The sequence below is a fragment of the Actinomadura sp. NPDC048955 genome, from assembly GCF_040649435.1.
Classification (GTDB): domain Bacteria; phylum Actinomycetota; class Actinomycetes; order Streptosporangiales; family Streptosporangiaceae; genus Spirillospora; species Spirillospora luteofluorescens.
In genome coordinates this window covers 68,258-87,910 of the sequence record NZ_JBEZJI010000008.1, presented here as the reverse complement: position 1 = coordinate 87,910, position 19,653 = coordinate 68,258, and the positions used below count along the sequence as shown (strand labels likewise).

Genomic DNA, 19,653 nt, shown 5'->3' with positions numbered 1-19,653 from the left:
GTCCCGTCTCACAGTGTCCGGCCGAGCTCCTTGATCGGCATCTTCAGCTCGGTGAGCAGCTCCAGGTCCTGCCTGGCCGGACGGCCGAGGGTGGTGAGGTAGTTGCCGACGATGACGGCGTTGATGCCGCCGAGCATGCCCTCGCGGGTGCCGAGGTCGCCGAGGGTGAGCTCGCGGCCGCCGGCGTACCGCAGGATGGTGCGGGGCAGGGCGAGCCGGAACGCGGCGATCGTCTTCAGCGCCTCGGTGCCCTCGACCAGCGGGTAGTCGGCGAACGGGGTGCCGGGCCGCGGCGCGAGGAAGTTCAGCGGGACCTCGTCGGGCTCCAGCTCCGCGAGCTGCCCGGCGAACTCGGCGCGCTGCTCGACGCTCTCGCCCATGCCGACGATGCCGCCGCAGCACACCTCCATGCCGGCGTCCTTGACCATGCGGAGGGTGTCCCAGCGCTCCTCCCACGAGTGGGTGGTGACCACGTTCGGGAAGTGGGAGCGGGCCGTCTCCAGGTTGTGGTTGTAGCGGTGGACGCCCATCGCGGCCAGCTCGTCCACCTGCTCCTGGGTGAGCATGCCGAGCGAGCACGCGATGTTGATCTCGACGGCGTCGTTGATGGCCTTGACGCCGTCGCGGACCTGCGACATCAGCCGCTCGTCCGGCCCCCGCACGGCGGCGACGATGCAGAACTCGGTGGCGCCGGTCGCGGCGGTCTCCTTCGCCGCCTCGACCAGCTCGGGGATGTTCAGCCACACCGACCGGACGGGCGACTCGAACTTGCCGGACTGCGAGCAGAAGTGGCAGTCCTCCGGGCAGCCGCCGGTCTTCAGCGACACGATCCCCTCGACCTCGACCTCCGGCCCGCACCACCGCATCCGGACGTCGTGGGCGAGCGCGAGCAGGTTCTGGAGCCGGTCGTCCGGCAGGTTCAGGACCTCCAGCACCTGCCCCTGCGACAGGCCCTCGCCCTCGTCCAGTACCTGGCGGCGCGCGATGTCGAGAATGTCCGTCACGTGTTCTCCTTGTCGGGGCCGAAGGCGGCGCGGAAGGCGGCGGCGTCGAATCCGCCGCCGAACGAGGGGGCCAGGCCGCGGTGCGCGGCCACGAGGAACTCCGCCGGGTCCAGGGCGCCCGCGCCGGCGGGCAGCACGCCCGACAGCGGGCGGGCCGCGATGGTCTCCAGGTCGCGGATGTTGCTGCGCATGGCGAGGTCGGGGTCGTCCGGCCACGCGCCGATCACCACTCCGGCGAGCTGCACCCCGCGGTGCGCCATCGCCTCCAGGGTGAGCGCGGTGTGGTTGAGCGTGCCGAGGTCGGGCCGGGCCACCACCACGACGGCGGCGCCGAGCCAGCGCGCGAGGTCGGCGATGGTGGCGCCCTCCTCGTCGTAGCGGACGAGGAGCCCGCCCGCGCCCTCGACCAGCACCAGCCGCCGCCCGGACGCCAGGTCCCGGACGCGCTCGGCGACGTCCGGCATCCGGACGGGGGGCCGGCCCGCGTGGCGGGCCGCGGCGGCCGGGGACAGCGGGTCGGGGAACCGCGCGTACTCGTGCACGTCGTCGATCCCGGCGAGCCTGCGGACCTCGTCGAGGTCGCCCGGGTCGCTCTCGCCGGCACCGGTCTGTCCCGGTTTGACTACGGCGACCGACGCGCCGCGCGCGGCGGCCACCGCGGCCAGCGCCGCGGTGACGACGGTCTTGCCCACACCCGTGCAGGTCCCGGTCACAACGAGCACACTCACAGATCGGCACACTAGCGCGGGCCCGGAATCGGCCCGTCGCCGGGTGTTCCCGGAAACGCCGGAACCGGGGCGGGCCGCCGAGCGTCCAACCGTCATGGCCGGTCCGTACACACGCTCCCGCCGGGCGCCGGCACTCGCCTGCGCCGCCCTCGCCGCCTGCGGCACGCTGGCCGCCTGCGGCGACGGCTCCGGCACCGCCGAGCCCCCCGCTTCCGCACCCGCCACAACCGCGTCCCCCGCCAAGGACGGCCCCGCGGGCGAGCAGCTCGTCCTGCGGTGGCGCAAGACCGGCGGCATCGCCGGTCTCGGCGGCCCCGGAAGCCTGCCCGACTTCTCCCTCTACTCCTCGGGCCGCGCGGTGGCCGCGTCCCAAAGCGGGCCGACCGAGTACCGCCTGAAGCCCGAGGCCCTGCGGCGCCTGCTGGACGAGGCCCGCGCGGCCGGTCTCGCCCGCTCCCACGCGGTCGGCCCCGGCGGCGTCGCGGACGCGATCACGGTCGTGGTCTCCATGGACGGCGCGACGACCAGGATCGTCCAGCCCGAGGCGCGGTCGGGCCCGGAGGGACGTTTCCTCAAGCGCCTCGACCCGGCCGGCTGGCCCGCGTCCGACCTCACCGGGAAGCCCGCGCCGTACAAGGCGGAGAAGACCGCCGTCCTCGCCGGGCCGACCACGGGAAGCGCCACCGTCAAGACGTGGCCGCTGGAGCCGCTCGGCAAGGGCGTCCAGGTGGCAGGTGCGGTCTGCACGGTCGCCCCGGCCGCGAAGGCCCCCGTCACGAACCCGGACACGGCGTGGCGCAGCGGCGGTCAGACCTATTCCGTCCGCCTGCGCCCTCTCCTTCCCGCCGAGTCCTCCTGCCAGGACGTCAAGTGATCGTTCGGCTGGCGCGCCCGGACGAGTACGACCTCGTCGGCGAGCTGACCGTGGAGGTCTACGTGCACGGCGGCCTGGTCAGCCCGGAGTCGTCGTACGTGCACAAGCTCCGCGACGCCGCCGACCGGGCCGCGAAGGCCGAACTGCTCGTCGCCGAAGACGCCGGGCAGATCGCCGGGGCGGTCGCGTACTGCCCGCCCGGCACCCCCTACGCGGAGCTGGCCGGACCGGACGAGGCCGAGTTCCGCATGCTCGCCGTCCTGGAGCAGGCACGGGGCAAGGGCGCGGGCCGCGCAATGGTGCGCGCCTGCGTCGAACGGGCCCGCGCGGCCGGCCTGTCCGGCCTGCGCCTGTCGACGCAGCGCAACATGGAGTCCGCGCAGCGCATGTACGAGAAGATGGGCTTCGTCCGCACCCCGGACCACGACTGGACCCCGGCCCCGGGCGTAGACCTCATCACCTACGCCCTGTCGTTCCTTGACCCTCGGGGGTGAGGGGGCCGTGGTGGGAGCATTCGGCGGTCCAGGCCGTCGGGGTGACCTGGACTTTCAGGCGGCGGCGGCAGTCGGGGCAGTAGCGGGGCGGTTCCATCCGGCGGGCGGTCCGGCAGGGGGTGTGGTCGCCCTCGGCGGGCTCGCCGCAGCGGTCGCAGTACACGGCGTCACTCTACGACGGGCGCGGGGGCGGCGCTCAGGGGGCCTGGGGGCTGCGCATGCGCGTCACCAGCCCGGTGTCGTAGTCGCCACTGGCGAACTCCGGGCGGTCGAGTAGTTCGCGCAGGAAGGGCAGGTTCGTCGGCGGGCCCTCGATGTGGAACGCCTCCAGGGCGGCGCGGGCGCGGGCCAAGGCGTGGGGGCGGTCGTCGCCGTGGACGCAGAGCTTGGCCAGCAGCGGGTCGTAGTGGCGGGTCACGGTGTTGCCCTCGGCGTAGCCGGCGTCGATGCGGATGCCCTCGCCGACGGGCTCCTCCCACACCGTGATCTCGCCCGTGCCGGGCAGGAAGCGGTGCGGGTCCTCGGCGCAGACGCGGAACTCGACGGCGTGCCCGCGCGGGGCGGTGCCGGTGAAGGAGACCGGTTCGCCGGCGGCGATCCGGAACTGCTGCTCGATGAGGTCGATGCCGGTGACGAGTTCGGTGACCGGGTGCTCGATCTGGAGGCGGGTGTCCATCTCCAGGAAGTAGAACTCCTGCGCGGCCGGGTCGACGAGGCATTCGACGGTGCCGGCGCCGCGGTAGCCGACGGCCTCGCCCGCGCGGACGGCGGCGGCCAGCATCCGCTCGCGCAGTGCCGGGGTGACGCCGGGGGACGGGGACTCCTCCACGACCTTGCCGTACCGGCGCTGGACGGAGCAGTCGCGCTCCCCCAGCGCGACCACCGTGCCGTCGGCGAGGCCGAGGATCTGCACCTCGACGTGCCGGGCGCCCTCGACGTACCGCTCCAGCAGGATGTCGCCGCGGCCGAAGAGCCGCTCGGAGGCGGCGCGGGCCTCCTCGAACGCCTTGCGCAGCGACGTCTCGTCGCGGGCCGCGGCCAGCCCGATGCCGCCGCCGCCCGCGGCGGGCTTCACCATGACGGGGTAGCCGATGCGCTCGGCCTCCTCGGCGGCCGTCGCCGCGTCGGGCACGGGCTCCCAGACGCCGGGCGCCACGGGGACGCCCGCCTCCTTCATCAGGTTCCGGGCGTTGATCTTGTCGCCCATCCGGGCGATGGCGAGCGGCGGCGGGCCGACCCAGACCAGGCCGCGCTCGGCGACCTGCCGGGCGAACGCGGCGCTCTCGGCGAGGAACCCGTGGCCGGGGTGGACGGCCTGCGCGTTGGTCCGGTGCGCGGCCTCCAGGATCGCGGCCGCGTTGAGGTAGCTGCCGGACGGCTCCGCGGGCCCGATCAGGACGGCCTCGTCCGCCTCGGCGACGAAGGGCAGGCCCTCGTCGGCCGCGGAGTACACCGCGATCGTCTTGAGCCCCATCGCGCGCGCGGTGTGCACGATCCGCCCGGCGATCTCGCCGCGGTTGGCCACGAGCACCGACTCGAACACCTGCGGACTCCTCCTCGCGGACCGGCGGGATCCGGCGTCCCGTCCCGGCAGAGACTAGTGGGCCGGTGGCTCCGCGACCGACGGTTCCCGGGTCCTCGCCTCGCACAGCCCGTGTGGGGAACGTCTCGGCGAGGGGATCGGCGAGATCGCCGGTCTCCATTCCCGCGGGTTCGGCGAAAACGCTGCTCATTCGGCTGATCGGCGCGAACTGTGTCCCGGCACAATTGACTCGCGGCCGGGCGGCGTTCACTGTGTGGGCGTCGCGGACGGCCTTTTTCGCAAGGAAGCGGAATCCATTCTTTCAGGGCTCGGCCGCCGCATGCGGAAAAGTGCGCCGCGGTTCCCGCCCGGCGCCGCTCCCCAAGGAGGACACCCTTGTCCCGAAGAACGCTTCTCGTGCTGCTCGGCACCTTCGCGCTGCTCACCGGCGCCGTGCCGGCCCCGGCCGGCGCGCAGGCCGCACCGGCGGCGCAGCCGCAGACCGTCACCCTGCGGTACGGCCCCTACACCATTCCGAAGGCGGCGAACGGCGAGCACGGCGAGCTGCCGAACCAGATCGCCGTGGACGTGGCGAAACCGTGTGAGAGCTGCTTCGTCACGGGGTTCAAGCCGAATCTCGTCTACGCCGACGGAAGCAACGCCAACATCAACACCGGGCCGATGCTGCACCATGCCGTCGTCTTCAATTCGGCGGCGTGGGACACCGTGTGCGGCGGGCCGCGGCGCGTCCTGGCGTCCGGCAACGAGCGGATGGAAAGCGTCTTCCCGGCCGGCTACGGGTTCCGGATGGCGCCCCTCGACCGCTGGACGCTCCTCGCCGACCTGATGAACCACGCGCACGAGGAGAAGACCGTCTACGTCCAGTTCACCTTCACCTACCAGCCGGTGCTCGGCTCGCACATCCGGCCGGTGGTCCCGCTGTGGCTGGACGCCGGCGGCTGCGCCGACTCGACCTGGGACGTCCCCGCCGGACCGCCGAGCGAGAGGTCCAGGACGTGGCGGTCCACCGTGTCGGGCGACGTCGTGCACGTCCGCGGGCACCTGCACCACGGCGGCGTCGCCGTGCGGACCGAGGACGTCACGACCGGGCGGCTGCTCTGCCGCAGCGAGGCGGAGGAGGGCGGCACGCCGGAGTTCATCGACCACCACGGCATGACGGAGGTGTCGAGCATGCCGTCGTGCGGCGGCTCCCCGATCGGCCGGATCGGCGTCGGCGACACCTTGAGGATCACCGCGTCCTACAGGGCGTCCGACGAGGGCTTCACGGACGTCATGGGCATCATGCACGCCTGGGTGACCGAGGGATGATCCCGACGGACCGACTGGGCGGACCGGTGCTGGCGCTGTTCCGCGCCGTCGTGGGCCTGCTGTTCCTGTGCCATGGCGCGGCGTCGCTGTTCGGGGTGCTCGGCGGCAACCGGGGCGGCGGGCACGCGGTCGCGTTCGCCGTCTGGCCGGGATGGTGGGCGGCGCTCATCCAGCTCGTCTGCGGCGCGCTGGTTCTGGCCGGGCTGTTCACGCGGCCGGCCGCGGTCCTGGCGTCCGGTTCGATGGCGTACGCGTACTTCACCGTCCACCAGCCGCACGCGCTGCTGCCGCTGCGCAACGGCGGCGAGAGCGCGGCGCTGTTCTGCTGGGCGTTCCTGCTGATCGCGGTGCTGGGGCCGGGGGCCTGGGCGCTGGACGCCCTGCTGGCGGGCCGCCGCCGCGAACCGGCGGCGGCCCCGTCCGGATCCTGAGCCGCGCGCGGAAAGGGGGCCCGGCGAGAGCCGGGCCCCCTTCACCTCAGCCCGAGACGATGGTCCGGGCGACCGCGGCCGGGACCTCCGCGTAGGACGCGAACCGCATGGTGAACACCCCGCGGCCCGACGTCATGCCGCGCAGGTGCCCGACATAGCCGAACATCTCCGACAGCGGGACGAGGGCGTGCACGATCCGGGCGCCGGCCCGCTCGTCGGTCCCCTCGATCCGGCCGCGCCGGGCGTTGAGGTCGCCGATCACCGCGCCCAGGTGCTCCTCGGGGGCGGTGACCTCGACGGTCATCACCGGTTCGAGCAGCACGGGGGACGCGCGCCGCACCGCCTCGCCGAACGCCAGCGAACCGGCGATCTTGAAGGCGAGCTCGGACGAGTCGACGGGATGGAAGTCGCCGTCCAGCAGCGTGACCCGCACGCCCGTCATCTCGTACCCGGCGAGGACGCCGAAGCGCATCGCCTCCTGGCAGCCCGCGTCCACCGAGGGGATGAACTCCTTCGGGATCCGCCCGCCGGTGACCCGGTTGACGAACTCGTACCCGTCCTCGATGGGTTCGACGGCGATCTGCACCTTCGCGTACTGGCCCTTGCCTCCCGACTGCTTGCGGTGCGTGAGGTCGACCCGGTCGACCGCCGCGCGGATCGTCTCGCGGTAGGCCACGCGCGGCCGGCCGACGCCCGCCTCGACGTGGAACTCCTCCCGCATCCGGTCGATGAGGATCTCCAGGTGGAGCTCGCCCATCCCGCCGATGACGGTCTGGCCCTCCTCGTCGTGGACCTGGAACGACGGATCCTCCTCCGAGAGCCGCTGGATCGCGGTGCTCAGCTTCTCCCGGTCGGCCTTGGACCGCGGCTCGATCGCGACCTCGATGACCGGCGCCGGGAAGTCCATGGACTCCAGGACGACCGGGCGCGCGCCGTCGCAGAGCGTCTCGCCGGTGAAGGTCTGCTTGAGCCCCATCACCGCGACGATGTCGCCGGCGCCCGCCGACGCGATCTCCTCGCGCGTGTCGGCGTGCATGCGGTAGATCTTGCCGATCCGCTCCCTGCGCTCCTTGACGCTGTTGAGCACGCTCGCGCCCGCCTCCAGCCGCCCGGTGTAGATCCGGACGAAGGTGAGCCGGCCCAGGTGCGGGACACTCACGATCTTGAAGGCGAGCGCGGAGAGCGGGGTCAGCTCCAGGGCGTCCCCGATCTCCGGCGGTGCGACGTCGAGCGGCGACGGCAGGTACCGCACCACCGCGTCCAGCAGGGGCTCGACGCCCTTGTTGCGGAACGCGCTGCCGCACAGCACCGGGGTGGCCTCGGAGGCGACGGTGAGCCGGCGGATCGCCGCGTGCAGTTGCTCCGGCGACGGTTCCGCACCGCCCACGTACAGCTCCATGACCTCCTCGTCGCGCTCGGCGAGCGTCTCGACGAGCCTGCCGCGCCAGCGGCGGACGTCCTCGGCCATGCCGGACGGGACGTCCACCACGGCGTGCCGGTCGTCCGGCCAGACGTGCGCCCGCCCGGAGACGAGGTCGACGACGCCCTCGAACCCGGACTCGGCGCCGATCGGCAGCTGCACGACCAGCGGGACGGCGCCGAGCCGCTCGCCGATCATGTCGACGCAGCGCGCGAAGTCGGCGCCGGCGCGGTCGAGCTTGTTGACGAAGCAGATCCGCGGCACGCCGTAGCGGTCGGCCTGGCGCCACACCGTCTCCGACTGCGGCTCGACGCCCGCGACGCTGTCGAACACGGCCACGGCGCCGTCGAGGACGCGCAGGCACCGTTCGACCTCGATCGTGAAGTCGACGTGGCCCGGCGTGTCGATCAGGTTGATCGTGTGCTCGCCGCCGGGGCCGTCCTGGACGGTCCAGCGGCAGGTCGTCGCCGCGGAGGTGATGGTGATGCCCCGGTCGCGCTCCTGCTTGGTGTAGTCCAGCGCGGTGTTGCCGTCGTGCACCTCGCCGATGCGGTGCGACACGCCGGTGTAGAAGAGGATCCGCTCGGCGGTCGTCGTCTTGCCGGCGTCGATGTGCGCCATGATCCCGATGTTGCGAACCTTGGTCAGAGCAAGGGCTGTGGTTGTTGTCATCGGGAATCCTCCTGGTTCTCTCTGATGACGACCGCCGCAGGGCAAGATCGTGCCGCGCGGCAGGCCGACCGTAACGGCCGGAGGAGGGCGCGCGCGAAGGGTTTTCCGGCTAGGAGGCGATCTCCCCGAGGGTCTCGATGACGCTGCGCAGGTGCGCGCGGGCGGCCCGCTCGGCGGCGTCCGGGTCGTGCGCCGCGATCGCGTCGATGATGGCGAGGTGCTGCGGCAGGGACACCTGGGGGCGGCCCGGGTGCATGGCCAGCTTGAACTGGTGCCGGACGTTCTGGGCGCGCAGGCGCTCCAGGACGCCCGAGGCGGTCCGCTGCCCGCTGATCTCGCGGACGCGGCGGTGCAGGCGCTCGTTCAGCCGGGAGTAGCCGAGCACGTCGCCGGACGCGACGGCGGCGCGCATCTCCTCGCCGATCGTCCGCAGGTCGCCGACGTCGGCGGGGCCGGCGCGCTCGGCGGCCTTCGCCGCGCACAGCCCCTCGATCACCATCCGGACCTCGGTGATCTCGACGGCCTCCGCCAGGGAGACGGCGCGCACGCGGGCGCCCCGGTTCTGGACGCGCTCGACCAGGCCCTCGCCCGCGAGCACGGTGAGCGCCGCGCGGACGCCGGCGCGGCTCGCCGCGAACTGCTCCGACAGGTCGGCCTCGACCAGCCGCTGGTTCGGCACGAACTCGCCGCCGAGGATCGCCTCGCGGATCGCGGCCGTCACGTCGCTCACGGAGTCTCCGGGATTGTCGCCAATTTTGGTTCGATCTAGGGTAGCGGTTCACGGGACCGTCCCGCCGCGGAGGAGGACGCATGACGGTGATCGCCGTACTCGGGCTGGGCGAGGCGGGCGGCGCGATCGCGCGCGACCTGGTGGCCGCGGGGGCGGTGGTGCGGGGCTACGACCCGGCCGTCGCCGCTTCCGGCGGGATCGTCCAGGCCGCGAGCGAGGCCGGCGCCGCCGCCGGGGCCGACCTGGTGCTGAGCGTCAACAGCGCGCACGACGCGGTCGCGGCGCTCACGGCGGGGATCGGCGCCGCCGGGGGCGCCGTGTGGGCCGATCTGAACACCGGGTCGCCCGGGTTGAAGCGGGAGCTGGACGCGCTCGCGCGGCGGGCCGGCGTCCCGTTCGCCGACGTGGCGATCATGGCGCCGGTGCCGGGCCGGGGGCTCCGCACGCCGATGCTGGCCTGCGCGGGGGGCGCCGGCGACGCCGCCGCGCTCCTCACCCCGTTCGGCGCCGGGATCGAGGTGATGGACGCCGAGGCGGGCGCGGCGGCCGGGCGCAAGCTGCTGCGCAGCGTGTTCTTCAAGGGGCTGGCCGGGTCGGTGGTCGAGGCGCTGGAGGCGGCGCGGGCGGCCGGCTGCGAGGACTGGCTGCACGAGAACATCGTCGCGGAGCTGGTGGCGGCCGGGGAGCACACCGTGGACCGGCTCGTCGCCGGGACGTACCGGCACGCCGCCCGCCGCGCCGCCGAGATGGACGCCGCCGCGGCCATGCTGGAGGAGCTGGACATCCCCCCGGCGATGGCCGCCGCGAGCCGCGACCTGCTGAGGCGGCTGTCCACCTGACCGCCCCGGTGAGCGAGACCACAGCGAGGTGATGTGTGACACAGGACTGATTTGCGGGAAGATGCCGTCCGGACGGACGGAGGGAACCACGTGGCGGGCAGGCGCGCGACACCGACCGGCAGGTACGGCGGCCGGTCCGCAGCCGAGCGGCGCGCCGAGCGGCGCCGCCGGTTCCTGGACGCCGGGCTGGAGATGTTCGGCCGCGGCCCCGGCTACCGCGGCACCACGGTCGCGGCGCTCAGCGAGGCGGCCGGGCTGTCCACGCGCCAGTTCTACGAGGAGTTCAGCACGCTGGAGGACCTCCTCGCCGAACTGCACCTGGAGGTCAACGACGCCGCCGAGCGGGACGTCGTGGCCGCGCTGCCGTCCGTCGCGGGCCTCGGGCTCGCCGAGCGCACGGCCCACCTGTTCCGCGCCTACGCCGCCAGCATCACCGCCGACCGGGCCCGCATCCGGATCGCGTTCGTCGAGATCATCGGCGTCAGCCCCCGGCTGGACCGCCAGCGCCTCACCCGCCGCGCCCGCTGGGTCGAGTTCATCTGCGCCGAGGCCGCCGCCGCGGCCGGGCGCGGCGAGATCACCGACCGCGACTACCGGATCGCCGCGACCGCCTTCATCGGCAGCATCAACGGCCTCCTGCACGACTGGACCGCCGGCTGGGTGGACGCCACCCTCGACGAGGTCATCGACGAGCTCGTCCTGATGCTCCTCGGCCGCCTGCGCTCCGAGGACGCGCCGCCCGCGCCCGGCTCCGGGCCCCTCGGCCGCTGACCTGCCGGGCGGAGGTCAGGGGCGTTCGCGCTCGGCCAGGACGTCCGTGGTGGGGGTGACCAGGCCCAGGCGGGCGCCGGTCGGGTCGGTGACGACGCAGAACCGGCAGGGCTTGATGTCGGTCGGCGGGATGCGGATCTGGGCGCCGAGCTCGACGGCCCGGGCCGCGGACGCGTCGCAGTCGGCGACCCAGAAGAACGGGGTCCAGTGCGAGGGGTAGCCGGGCGGCCAGTGCTCGTCCATGGAGACCATGCCCGCCACCGCCCGGTCGCCGACCTTCCAGTGCGTGTAGACGGAGTCGTAGTAGTCGCGGTCGACGGCCCTCCAGCCGAACACCGCCCCGTAGAAGCGGCGGGCGCGCTGGATGTCGCGGGCGGCCAGCTCCACCCAGATCATCGCGGACGGCTCGTCGACGACGCCCGCGCCCTTGAGGTTGTAGGGGTACCAGAGCCCGAAGTCGGCGCCCTCGGGGTCGGAGCACAGGGCCATCCGCCCCAGATCGGCGATGTCGGTGGGCTCCAACGTCTCCAGGCCTCCCGCCTCGCGGACGGCGGCGAGCGTGGCGGGGAGGTCGTCGGAACGGAAGTAGCACGTCCAGGACGCGGTCGCCGAGTCGTAGGCGAGCGCCTGCATCCCGGCGACCTCGGGCCCCTGGACGTCGCCCAGGGTGAAGATCTCGTAGTCGCCGAGGTCGCCCACGGTCAGCGTGTAGGAGTACCAGCCGAACAGGCCCCGGTAGAACCGCTCGGACGCCTGCGGGTCCGGGGTCGCGAGCTCGGCCCACGTCGGGTGGCCGGGGGGAAACGCGGTCACCTCGGGCATCGGGTCACCTCCGGCATCGCAGCGCCCTTGCAGCGCGCATTCCTCCAGGCTAGGGAGGCCCGCGCAATCCCCGATGACGCGAATCCCCAAGATCACCCCAATCTCCGCGTCTGCACGGGCCGGCGGGGCGGGCGGAGCCTCTGTCAGCCGTGCGGACGGAAGGTGAGGCGCGAACCGGCGGCCGGGGTGAGGACGGCCAGGCGCGCCCCGCACGGATCGGTCATGACGGCGAAGCGGCCGGGCTTGATGTCGGTCGGCGGGATGTGGACGACCGCCCCCAGCTCGGCCGCCCGCGCGGCCATGGCGTCGCAGTCGGCGACCCAGAAGTAGGGGATCCAGTGGGGCTGGAAGTGGGCCGGCCACCACTCCTCCAGCGGCACCATGCCCGCCACGGACCACTCGCCGACCTTCCAGTTGGTGTAGCCGGGCGCGAGGTAGGAGCGGTCGACGGCCGTCCAGCCGAAGACGGCCCCGTAGAAGCGGCGGGCTTCCTCGACGTCGTGGGAGGCCAGCTCCATCCAGCACATCGCGGACGGCTCGTCCACGACGCCCGCGCCCTGGAAGTCGTAGGGGGCCCACAGGGCGAAGTCGGCGCCCTCGGGGTCGGCGCAGTGGGCCATCCGGCCGAGGTTGGAGAGGTCGGTGGGCTCGCTCAGCTCGTGCCCGCCCATGGCGCGCACGGTGTCGAGCGTGGCCCGCATGTCGTCGGTCCGGAAGTAGCACGTCCACGTCGGCTCCATCGAGGCGTCCGCGAGCGGCTGCATGCCGGCAACCTCGGGCCCCTGGACGCCGCCCAGGGTGAAGATCGAGTAGTCGTTGAGGTCGCCCGCCAGCGTGTAGACGTACCAGCCGAAGAGCTCGGTGTAGAACTTCTGGGACGCGCGCACGTCCGGGGTGACCAGTTCGGCCCAGGTGGGATATCCGGGGGCATATGCGGTTACTTCGGGCATCGCCTACCCTCCAAAGTTCGCATATCCCCACGTTATGGACGAGTGCGCAATCTCCGGGGACGCGGATCCCTAAGATCACCCCAATGTCGGCGGCCCGTCCGGGCGTTGGACCGTTTCAGACGCTCTCGACCGTCTGGAGGAGCCCCCAGACGAAGTGTGCGACCAGGGCGGTGCCGTCCGGGCCCGCGAGCGTGGCGTGCCAGCGGCTCGGGACCTCGCCGTCCTGGTGCGCGACCGCGCCGAAGCGGGCGTCCACGTCGCCGACGACGCACGTCCACGGGACGAGGTCGTCCACGGTCTCCAGCGGCGGCACCGGCACGCCGTCGTCGCGGACGAGCCACTCCTGCATGACCGTGCCGTCCGGGCCCATCATGATCTCGAAGCGCAGGCCGGGCCACAGGGGGAAGGGCGGCCACCACGCCACCTCGCAGGCGACGTCGCCGATCTGATGCTCCCCGGCCCCGGCCGGCGGGCCGAGGACGGTCTCGAAGCGGCGGCGGCCGCGCGGGAACGTCCGGGACCGCAGGATGCGCTGCCACCGGGCGTTGACCTCGCGCATCTCCGTGCGCGACGCGCCGAGCGACCGCATCGCGTCCTCGACGAGGCCCGGCTGGTAGTCGGCCATGCGCCGCAGCAGCACGAGCTGGAACTCGCGCCGGGCGAACCCCTTCACCGTGCCGCTCCCCGGGCCTCCGTGCGGGCGGTCAGGACTTGCGGGCGCCGATGGCCTTGGCGATGGTCGGCCAGCTTCGGACCAGCTCGATGCGCCAGTACTTCCAGTTGTGCATGCCGGGCCCGTACAGATGGGAGGTGACGGGCACGCCCGCCTTCTGCGCGGCCGCGACGAAGTTCTGGTTCATCGTGCCGGCGAGCTGCTCGCCGATGCGTCCCGCGTCGTGGGGCGGGGTGTCGGGCTTGTCGTAGGGGCCGGGCTGCCCGTTGCCGGACGAGACGTAGACGCCGACGCCCTTCAGCTTCGACACCATGACGGTCGCGTCGTGCGCCCGCCAGTTCGCCCGCGCGGTGATCGGGTCGCCCCAGATGGCGGTGCCCGCCTCGCGGTTCATGGACGTCAGGATGACCGGCATGCCCGGGGCGGTGATGTTGAGCGCGCCGCTGTAGGAGGCGGCGTACTTGAACATGCGGTGCCGCTCGGCGTAGGTGATGGCGCCCTGCCCGCCGGACGACAGGCCGATCGCGGCGCGCACCGACCCGGCGTGGAAGTTGCGCTCCATCAGCGGGATGACCTCGCCGATGTGGAAGGTCTCCCACTCGGGGATGCCGCCCTTCCCGCCGTTGAACCAGTTGGTGTAGGACCCGTTCCAGCCGCCCTCGGGCATCACGACCATCGCGTCGTAGGAGCCGATGACCTGCTCGATGTTGGAGTCCTTGGTCCAGGACAGGTAGTTGTTGTTGCCGCCGTGGTAGGCGTACACGGTCGGCCACGACCTGGTGGCGCCGGCCTTCCAGCCCTTGGGGACCATCACGCGGGTCTTCACGGCGGCGCCCAGCGCCGGCGAGGCGATCGTGACGTCGAAGATCCGCGAGCTGATCTTCTTGACGCCCGTGATGGCGGCGCCGTCGGGGGCCTTGGCGTACTTGCCCGGCGCCGAGCCGGACGGCATCTGCGGCTTCTTGCCGCGGTTGCCGGTGTTGCTGTCGGGGTCGTCAGGGCTCGGCGACCCTTGGCCGGTGCGGAACGGGTTGCTGTTCAGCGGGACGCTGGGCAGCTTCGCCGCACCCGGCGACTTCGTCGGGGAGGCGGACGCGCCGCCGGGGACCGACGGCTGCGTCGCGGGGCCGAACGACGGGATCGGCTTGGAGTTCCCGCTGGCCTCCGACTTGCCCTTCGGGACCCCCACGCCGGCCTGCGCGAGGCCGACCATGACGGTGGGCAGCAGCACGGCCGCCGCCGCGGTGCCCGCGATGGCGATCTTCCTGTCGGTACGCTTCTTCATGACTCCCCAGCCGCTCGGGCCACGCCCGGCCCGACGCTCCGCTCGCCCGACGAAACTACTGTCCCCGCCGTCACAGCCGCAAGTATTGGCAGCGAATGCAATAAAGGCGAGATGATCCGTGACGCTGGGCTACCGGCCCGCGCCGCTACCCCGGCTTCCCCGGGCGGACGGACTGGGCGTGCCGGAACACGTTTCCCGGGTCCCAGTGCCGTTTGACCTCCTGGAGTTTCGTGTAGGCGTCCTTGTAGTAGAGCGTCTCCCACGTCTGGGACGACCCGTTCCAGTGCCCGTCGTTCAGATCCGCGTCGGGATAGCCGATGTAGCAGCCGTCCGTGGTCTCGCCGTCCGCGACGGGGACGCCACCGGTCGCGGCGAACGTCGCCTTGTAGATGTCGCGGATCCACGCGATGTGCGTGTCCTCGTAGGCGTCATTCTGCGTCCAGTACACCTGGTACTGGAGTTTCATAATGGAATCGCGCTGCCGCGCCGCCGTCTTGTGCAGCGGCCTGTTGACGGCGCTGCCGTACGAGTCGACCTGGATGAGCGCCTGCTTGTTCACGTAGTCGGTGTACTTCTCTTTGCCGAGATACGCCCACATGGCGTCGACCTGCTGTTCGGTGAACGGTTTGCGCAGGTAGGCCGACTTGTACTTTCCGCAGCGGTTCTCGCCGCTGGCGTTCAGGGCCTGCGTGGCGGTCAGCCACGGCATCACGCGCGGGATCTCCAGGTGCACGAAGTGCTCGCCCATCATCGTGCGCATGGGCCTCGCCGCCGGGCCGATGCGCCCGTCGAGGGCCACGATGAAGTCGGTCATCGCCCTCGCCCCGTCGGGGTCGTCGACGTCCACCTGGGCCAGCAGCCCGATCTGGCCGTTGCTGACGTGGTTGAGCTTCAGCATCGCGAAGAGCTTCCCGGCCGCCGTGGACGGGTCCTGGTGGTCGCGGAAGTACTCCCCGAACGTCTCCAGCAGCGCGGCGAACTCGTTCTTGGTGAAGTCCTTCCAGTCCCACGCGAGGGCCGTCAACAGCACCTGCTTCGGCGGTTGCGGCAGGCCCCGGAACCAGAACCGGGTGACCAGACCGAAGTTCCCGCCGCCTCCCCCTGTGTGAGCCCAGAGCAGGTCGCGGAGCCACCGGTCGCCGTCGTCGCGCCGGGCAACGACCAGCTCGACGTTCTGGTGCTCGTCCACGACCGCCACCTCCACCGCGTAGAGGTAGTCGACGGTGAGGCCGTGCTGCCGCGACAGCAGCCCGAACCCGCCCGCCGGGATGTGCCCGCCGAGCCCGACCGAGTAGCACGACCCGCCGGGCAGCGCCTTGCCGCTGATCGGGTACAGGTGGCTGTAGACGTGCCAGTTCGTCGCCCCGGCCTCCACGCAGTACGCCTGCATCGCGGCGTCGTAGGTCACCCCGCACATCGGGCTCACGTCCAGGATGACCCGCACGTCGGAGCCGCAGACGAAGTCCTCGTAGCAGTGCCCGCCGGCCTTGACCGTGATCCGCGTCCGCCGCGGGTCGGCCGGCCGCTCGCGCACCGCCTCGGCGAGCGCCGCCCGCGCCTCCTCCGGCGACCGCACCAGCCGCACGTACTCGGGCTCGCCGATCCACCGCTGGTTGAACCCGCGGCTGAGCGCCGGATACCGCTTGTCGCCGGACCGGACGATCGTGCTGGGCAGCCCGGACGCCGCGGACGCGCCGGCCGTGCCGGACAGGGTCGGGATCTCGCTCATCGGGGCATCGCCTCCACACACCTCGGATAAGGGATGCGGGAACCCCTTCCCCACCATGTCGCAAAGTAGTCGATCAGTAACGAACAGTTAGCATCTTGGTGAGGTTTCACACGTGGGCGGGACTCACCGTTTCGCCAGCTCCAGGAGCCTCCGGCGGAGGACGTGGCCGTCGGTGGCCCGGATGAAGACGTCGTTGCCGCGCACCGCCATCCAGATGGGACGTTCCGGGTCGGCGACGATGCCGAACGCCGGGAACTCGCGCCTCAGCGCGGCGAGGTAGGCGGCCGTCTCGGCCCTCCGGACCCGGTCCTCGGCCCTCATGCCGGGGCCCCCAGATAGCCCTTGATCATCACCAGGGCGTCGGTGATCCGCTCGGCCTCGGCGATCGGCTGCCGCCAGGAGGTGAAGTACCAGTAGCGGCCCTCGTCCTCCTCCCGCGGGCGGCAGGTGATGGTGTCGCCGGACACTCCCCTGGCCCCGCAGCGGCTCCGCGCGGTAGACGTCATGTTGCGGACGACCAGCCCGCCCGCCACGTGGTGGATCGTGAACCCGTGCGCCCTGAGGTGCATCCCCAGGACTTGCAGACGCACGTACGACTCGACGGCCGGGGACTCGTGCTCCGGAACGCTCACGGTCGCCCCCTCAGGAACTCCGCGAGAGCGATCCGTTCCAACAGGCGCGTCTGGGCGTCGCAGAGCAACCACAGTTCGTCCGTGTCCCGCGCTTGGACCTCCCCTAGGCACCCGTTAAGGAGTTGATAGGGGCTCAGCATGGTGTGCCGCCGCGCGACGCACCCGTCCCGCGAAAATTCGCCGAACCAATCAGACATCAGGGGTATTCGCCCCGTCGCAAAGCCTTTCGATTCCGACGACCTGGACATCTCGAAACCTCCCCGCCCGCCTTCACGTCGAAAACACTTGCGACCAGTCTCACGGTGAAGGTAAAAGTGCGGTAGTGACCTCGCGGCACCCCCGATCAAGCCCACCCGAGATCAACTCAACCCGACCCCCCGATTAACCCTCCGGAGGCTTCTCATGAGCGACAATCGAGCGCGCGTCTTCTTCGGCAACGAACTCCGCCGCATGCGCGAGCATGGCGGACTCACCGGCAAGCAACTGGCGGACGCACTGGGCTGCACACCCCAGTGGATCAGCACCATGGAGAGCGGCCGCAAGGTCTCCGAGCAGAGCGCTTTGGACCTCGATACCTACTTCAAGACCGGCGGCTACTTCTACCGCCTTTGGAAGCTCGCCAAGGACATCGAAGTCCAGTTCGTGCTACCGCCAGGGTTCCCTGAATATCTGGAAGAAGAGAAGAAGGCGATCTCGTATCGCATTTTCTGTGCTCTGCTCGTGAACGGTCTGTTCCAGACCGAGAACTACACCCGGGCGATCCTCACAGCCACCGATGGAACCAACGCTTCCGAGTTGACATCGAAGCGCATGGAACGGCAGACGGTTCTGACTCGTGACAACCCTCCGCACGCGTGGCTCGTATTAGACGAGTACGTGCTGAGGCGCGTTGTGGGGAGCCCCGAAATAATGCGAGAACAGCTCCGTTCGCTGCTCGACGCATCCGAAAGACTCAACACAATGCTGCAGGTCATCCCCAGCAGTGCCGGCTATCACACTGGCCTTGAGGGGAGCTTCACCATCCTGGGCTTCGATGACATGCCTGATCTTGCCTACACAGAGTCCGCAGGTGAGGGCATTCTCATCGAGAGATCTACCAGAGTAAGAGACAAAGTCGTACGCTGGGATCTACTTCGAGGCCACGCACTCCCCGTCAAGGAGTCACGGACCATGATAAAGACGGTGATGGAGAGCCTATGAACGACTGGCAGACCGTCGAGTGGCACAAGAGCAGCCACAGCGGACACGAAGGTGGCGACTGCGTCGAAGTGGCAACTCTATGGCGTAAGAGCAGCTACAGCGGTCATAGCGGCGGTGATTGCGTCGAAGTGGCAAGTCTGTGGCGCAAGAGCAGCTACAGCGACCATCAGGGCGGCAACTGTGTCGAGGTGGCCGACCTTTCTCCGGTGGTCGGGGTGCGGGATTCCAAGGATTCGGAGGGGCCGAAGCTGACCTTCGGCGTCGCCGCCTGGGCCGCCTTCACGCGGTCGGTCAAGGCCGGGGAGCTCGACCTGGCCTGATCGACCTCCGGGTTCCGGACGGAGGGCGGGCGCGGCGGAGGTGCAACGGCGGAAAGGGTGGTCCTCTCCGCCGTTGCGGGTCAGCGGCGTGTCACTTGCCGCTGGTTTGGGTCCCGACGCGGAGCGCGCCGCCGGAGGGCTCCTTGAGAGAGGAGACTCCGAAGGCGGCGCCGGCGATCAGGAGGATGGCGGCCCAATCCGGGAAGGAGAGCCGCTGGTCGGACGGCAGCCGCCCCAGTGCGGCGCCGACCAGCGCCACCATGGCGTGGACCGGCGTCGAGAGCGACTGCATGACACCGACGTCGAGCTTCGAGATACGGCGAAGCGCGGCGTTGGTGAAGAGGACCGGCAGCATCAGCGTGAGCAGACCTGCCAGCCCGGCCACGAGGAACAACTCCCGGGACACCCAGTCACCGCCCCGCAGCAGGAACACCAGCGCGAACAGCACCGGCGCCGACAGCAGGTTGGCGAACGTGGCGCCCTGGTCCGCCAGTCCGTGGTCCTTCATCGTCCCGAGCACGGTGACCGTGTTCCAAACGCACCATGCGCTGCCGAAAGCACACAGCAAGCCCACGATCCCGCCCTGCAGGGGCCAGTTGAGCATGACGATTCCACCCGCGACGAGCGCGCGCCCGCACAGGTGCTTGAATCCCCACGCGGTGGACCTCAAGAGCCAGATCCTCTTGAAGCCCACCGAGAGGTAGCCGAGTACCACGACCGCGGCGACGGTGCCCAGGTTCAGGCGCTGCACGGCGAACGGGTACAGGACCGCGACGGCGGCGTTCCCCCCGGTCAGGCGGGCGATCGGCCACCACATGGGCCGCTGGTACCGCCTGAACGGAGACCGTCCTGTAAGAAGCATCAGCACGCAGAGGGCGAGGGCACCGACCGCCTGCATCGGTGCCGCCACCTCCAGTGCGAGGAAGCTCGTGGTGAAGGCGTAGCCGATGCCCGACGACACCAGGCTCGCCACGACGTAACCCCTGCCGGCGAACGGCCGGCGGAGGTCGAGTGAAGAGGACATAGTCCTGCCCCTCTAGGTTGTGAGAGGCCGGAGCGCTCCGCGAGCGACGAGCCACCGGTTCCGCGAACCGGTGGCCGCCGCTCGGGGAGCGATCGACCACCGGTTGTGGAAACCGGCAAGAGGGACCGTGCGGGATGGTGCGGATTTATCAACTACACCGGTCGATAAACCAGGAAATGGTGCAGGGCGGGCGGCGAACCGGGC

Annotated in this window: 21 protein-coding genes; 8 read left to right on the top strand and 13 right to left on the bottom strand. The window is 71.4% G+C overall.

The annotated features are described in order from the left end of the window. Window positions 1-8: 8 nt before the first annotated feature. A complete protein-coding gene (gene bioB / locus AB0C84_RS11010; RefSeq protein WP_361063958.1) occupies window positions 9-1,004 on the bottom strand; it encodes a biotin synthase BioB in 996 nt (331 codons plus the stop codon). Next, complete coding sequence (bioD, locus tag AB0C84_RS11005) at window positions 1,001-1,732, bottom strand: dethiobiotin synthase (RefSeq protein ID WP_361063955.1); 732 nt, start codon at window positions 1,730-1,732, stop codon at window positions 1,001-1,003. Before bioD ends, bioB begins: the two co-directional genes overlap by 4 nt. 94 nt (window positions 1,733-1,826) lie before the next feature. Between bioD and AB0C84_RS11000 the strand changes: the two genes are divergently transcribed. Both AB0C84_RS11000 and AB0C84_RS10995 read left to right on the top strand, forming a co-directional pair. Next, window positions 1,827-2,606: a hypothetical protein gene (locus tag AB0C84_RS11000; protein WP_361063952.1), complete on the top strand. Its 780-nt coding sequence runs from the start codon at window positions 1,827-1,829 to the stop codon at window positions 2,604-2,606. Further along, window positions 2,603-3,100 carry a GNAT family N-acetyltransferase gene (locus AB0C84_RS10995; RefSeq protein WP_361063949.1) on the top strand — a complete coding sequence of 166 codons (498 nt, stop codon included), beginning with the start codon at window positions 2,603-2,605 and terminating at the stop codon, window positions 3,098-3,100. Before AB0C84_RS11000 ends, AB0C84_RS10995 begins: the two co-directional genes overlap by 4 nt. Window positions 3,101-3,296: 196 nt before the next feature. On the opposite strand, the gene AB0C84_RS10990 is transcribed toward AB0C84_RS10995, so the two are convergent. Continuing rightward, complete coding sequence (locus tag AB0C84_RS10990; protein ID WP_361063946.1) at window positions 3,297-4,643, bottom strand: biotin carboxylase N-terminal domain-containing protein; 1,347 nt, start codon at window positions 4,641-4,643, stop codon at window positions 3,297-3,299. 375 nt (window positions 4,644-5,018) lie between these two features. On the opposite strand from AB0C84_RS10990, the gene AB0C84_RS10985 reads away from it, so the two are divergent. After that, the gene (locus AB0C84_RS10985) at window positions 5,019-5,951 is read left to right on the top strand and encodes a hypothetical protein (RefSeq protein ID WP_361063943.1); all 933 of its coding nucleotides are present in this window, start codon (window positions 5,019-5,021) and stop codon (window positions 5,949-5,951) included. Further along, window positions 5,948-6,382 carry a DoxX family protein gene (locus AB0C84_RS10980; protein WP_361063940.1) on the top strand — a complete coding sequence of 145 codons (435 nt, stop codon included), beginning with the start codon at window positions 5,948-5,950 and terminating at the stop codon, window positions 6,380-6,382. The genes AB0C84_RS10985 and AB0C84_RS10980 overlap by 4 nt, the downstream gene beginning before the upstream one ends. Before the next feature lie 46 nt (window positions 6,383-6,428). On the opposite strand, the gene fusA is transcribed toward AB0C84_RS10980, so the two are convergent. Together fusA and AB0C84_RS10970 are read right to left on the bottom strand one after the other, a co-directional pair. Next, window positions 6,429-8,474 carry an elongation factor G gene (gene fusA, locus AB0C84_RS10975; protein WP_361063937.1) on the bottom strand — a complete coding sequence of 682 codons (2,046 nt, stop codon included), beginning with the start codon at window positions 8,472-8,474 and terminating at the stop codon, window positions 6,429-6,431. Window positions 8,475-8,583: 109 nt separating this feature from the next. Further along, window positions 8,584-9,204: a GntR family transcriptional regulator gene (locus AB0C84_RS10970; protein ID WP_361063934.1), complete on the bottom strand. Its 621-nt coding sequence runs from the start codon at window positions 9,202-9,204 to the stop codon at window positions 8,584-8,586. 80 nt (window positions 9,205-9,284) lie between these two features. Between AB0C84_RS10970 and AB0C84_RS10965 the strand changes: the two genes are divergently transcribed. Next, window positions 9,285-10,043, top strand: coding sequence for a DUF1932 domain-containing protein (locus AB0C84_RS10965; protein ID WP_361063931.1), 759 nt, complete (start codon window positions 9,285-9,287; stop codon window positions 10,041-10,043). A gap of 90 nt (window positions 10,044-10,133) precedes the next feature. After that, complete coding sequence (locus AB0C84_RS10960) at window positions 10,134-10,814, top strand: TetR/AcrR family transcriptional regulator (protein ID WP_361063928.1); 681 nt, start codon at window positions 10,134-10,136, stop codon at window positions 10,812-10,814. A 15-nt stretch (window positions 10,815-10,829) separates the two neighbouring features. Here the strand turns inward: AB0C84_RS10960 and AB0C84_RS10955 are convergent, their stop codons facing one another. From AB0C84_RS10955 to AB0C84_RS10925, 7 genes are all read right to left on the bottom strand, one after another. Then, entirely contained in the window at window positions 10,830-11,636 is an 807-nt protein-coding gene (locus AB0C84_RS10955; RefSeq protein WP_361063925.1) for a VOC family protein, read from the bottom strand. 143 nt (window positions 11,637-11,779) lie between these two features. Beyond that, window positions 11,780-12,586, bottom strand: a complete 807-nt coding sequence (locus AB0C84_RS10950) for a VOC family protein (protein WP_361063922.1) — start codon at window positions 12,584-12,586, stop codon at window positions 11,780-11,782. 115 nt (window positions 12,587-12,701) lie between these two features. Continuing rightward, window positions 12,702-13,259, bottom strand: a complete 558-nt coding sequence (locus AB0C84_RS10945; RefSeq protein WP_361063919.1) for a hypothetical protein — start codon at window positions 13,257-13,259, stop codon at window positions 12,702-12,704. Between the two features lie 31 nt (window positions 13,260-13,290). After that, window positions 13,291-14,544, bottom strand: coding sequence for an alpha/beta hydrolase-fold protein (locus AB0C84_RS10940; RefSeq protein ID WP_361063916.1), 1,254 nt, complete (start codon window positions 14,542-14,544; stop codon window positions 13,291-13,293). 145 nt (window positions 14,545-14,689) lie between these two features. Further along, window positions 14,690-16,273, bottom strand: coding sequence for a BBE domain-containing protein (locus AB0C84_RS10935; RefSeq protein ID WP_361063913.1), 1,584 nt, complete (start codon window positions 16,271-16,273; stop codon window positions 14,690-14,692). Between the two features lie 123 nt (window positions 16,274-16,396). Continuing rightward, window positions 16,397-16,594, bottom strand: coding sequence for a hypothetical protein (locus tag AB0C84_RS10930; RefSeq protein ID WP_258941502.1), 198 nt, complete (start codon window positions 16,592-16,594; stop codon window positions 16,397-16,399). Beyond that, a complete protein-coding gene (locus tag AB0C84_RS10925) occupies window positions 16,591-16,905 on the bottom strand; it encodes a hypothetical protein (protein ID WP_361063910.1) in 315 nt (104 codons plus the stop codon). Before AB0C84_RS10925 ends, AB0C84_RS10930 begins: the two co-directional genes overlap by 4 nt. A gap of 402 nt (window positions 16,906-17,307) precedes the next feature. On the opposite strand from AB0C84_RS10925, the gene AB0C84_RS10920 reads away from it, so the two are divergent. Together AB0C84_RS10920 and AB0C84_RS10915 are read left to right on the top strand one after the other, a co-directional pair. Further along, window positions 17,308-18,105, top strand: coding sequence for a helix-turn-helix transcriptional regulator (locus tag AB0C84_RS10920; RefSeq protein WP_361063907.1), 798 nt, complete (start codon window positions 17,308-17,310; stop codon window positions 18,103-18,105). Further along, a complete protein-coding gene (locus AB0C84_RS10915; RefSeq protein WP_361063904.1) occupies window positions 18,102-18,425 on the top strand; it encodes a DUF397 domain-containing protein in 324 nt (107 codons plus the stop codon). Before AB0C84_RS10920 ends, AB0C84_RS10915 begins: the two co-directional genes overlap by 4 nt. A gap of 91 nt (window positions 18,426-18,516) precedes the next feature. On the opposite strand, the gene AB0C84_RS10910 is transcribed toward AB0C84_RS10915, so the two are convergent. Continuing rightward, window positions 18,517-19,449, bottom strand: a complete 933-nt coding sequence (locus tag AB0C84_RS10910; protein WP_361063902.1) for a hypothetical protein — start codon at window positions 19,447-19,449, stop codon at window positions 18,517-18,519. Between the last annotated feature and the right edge of the window lie 204 nt (window positions 19,450-19,653).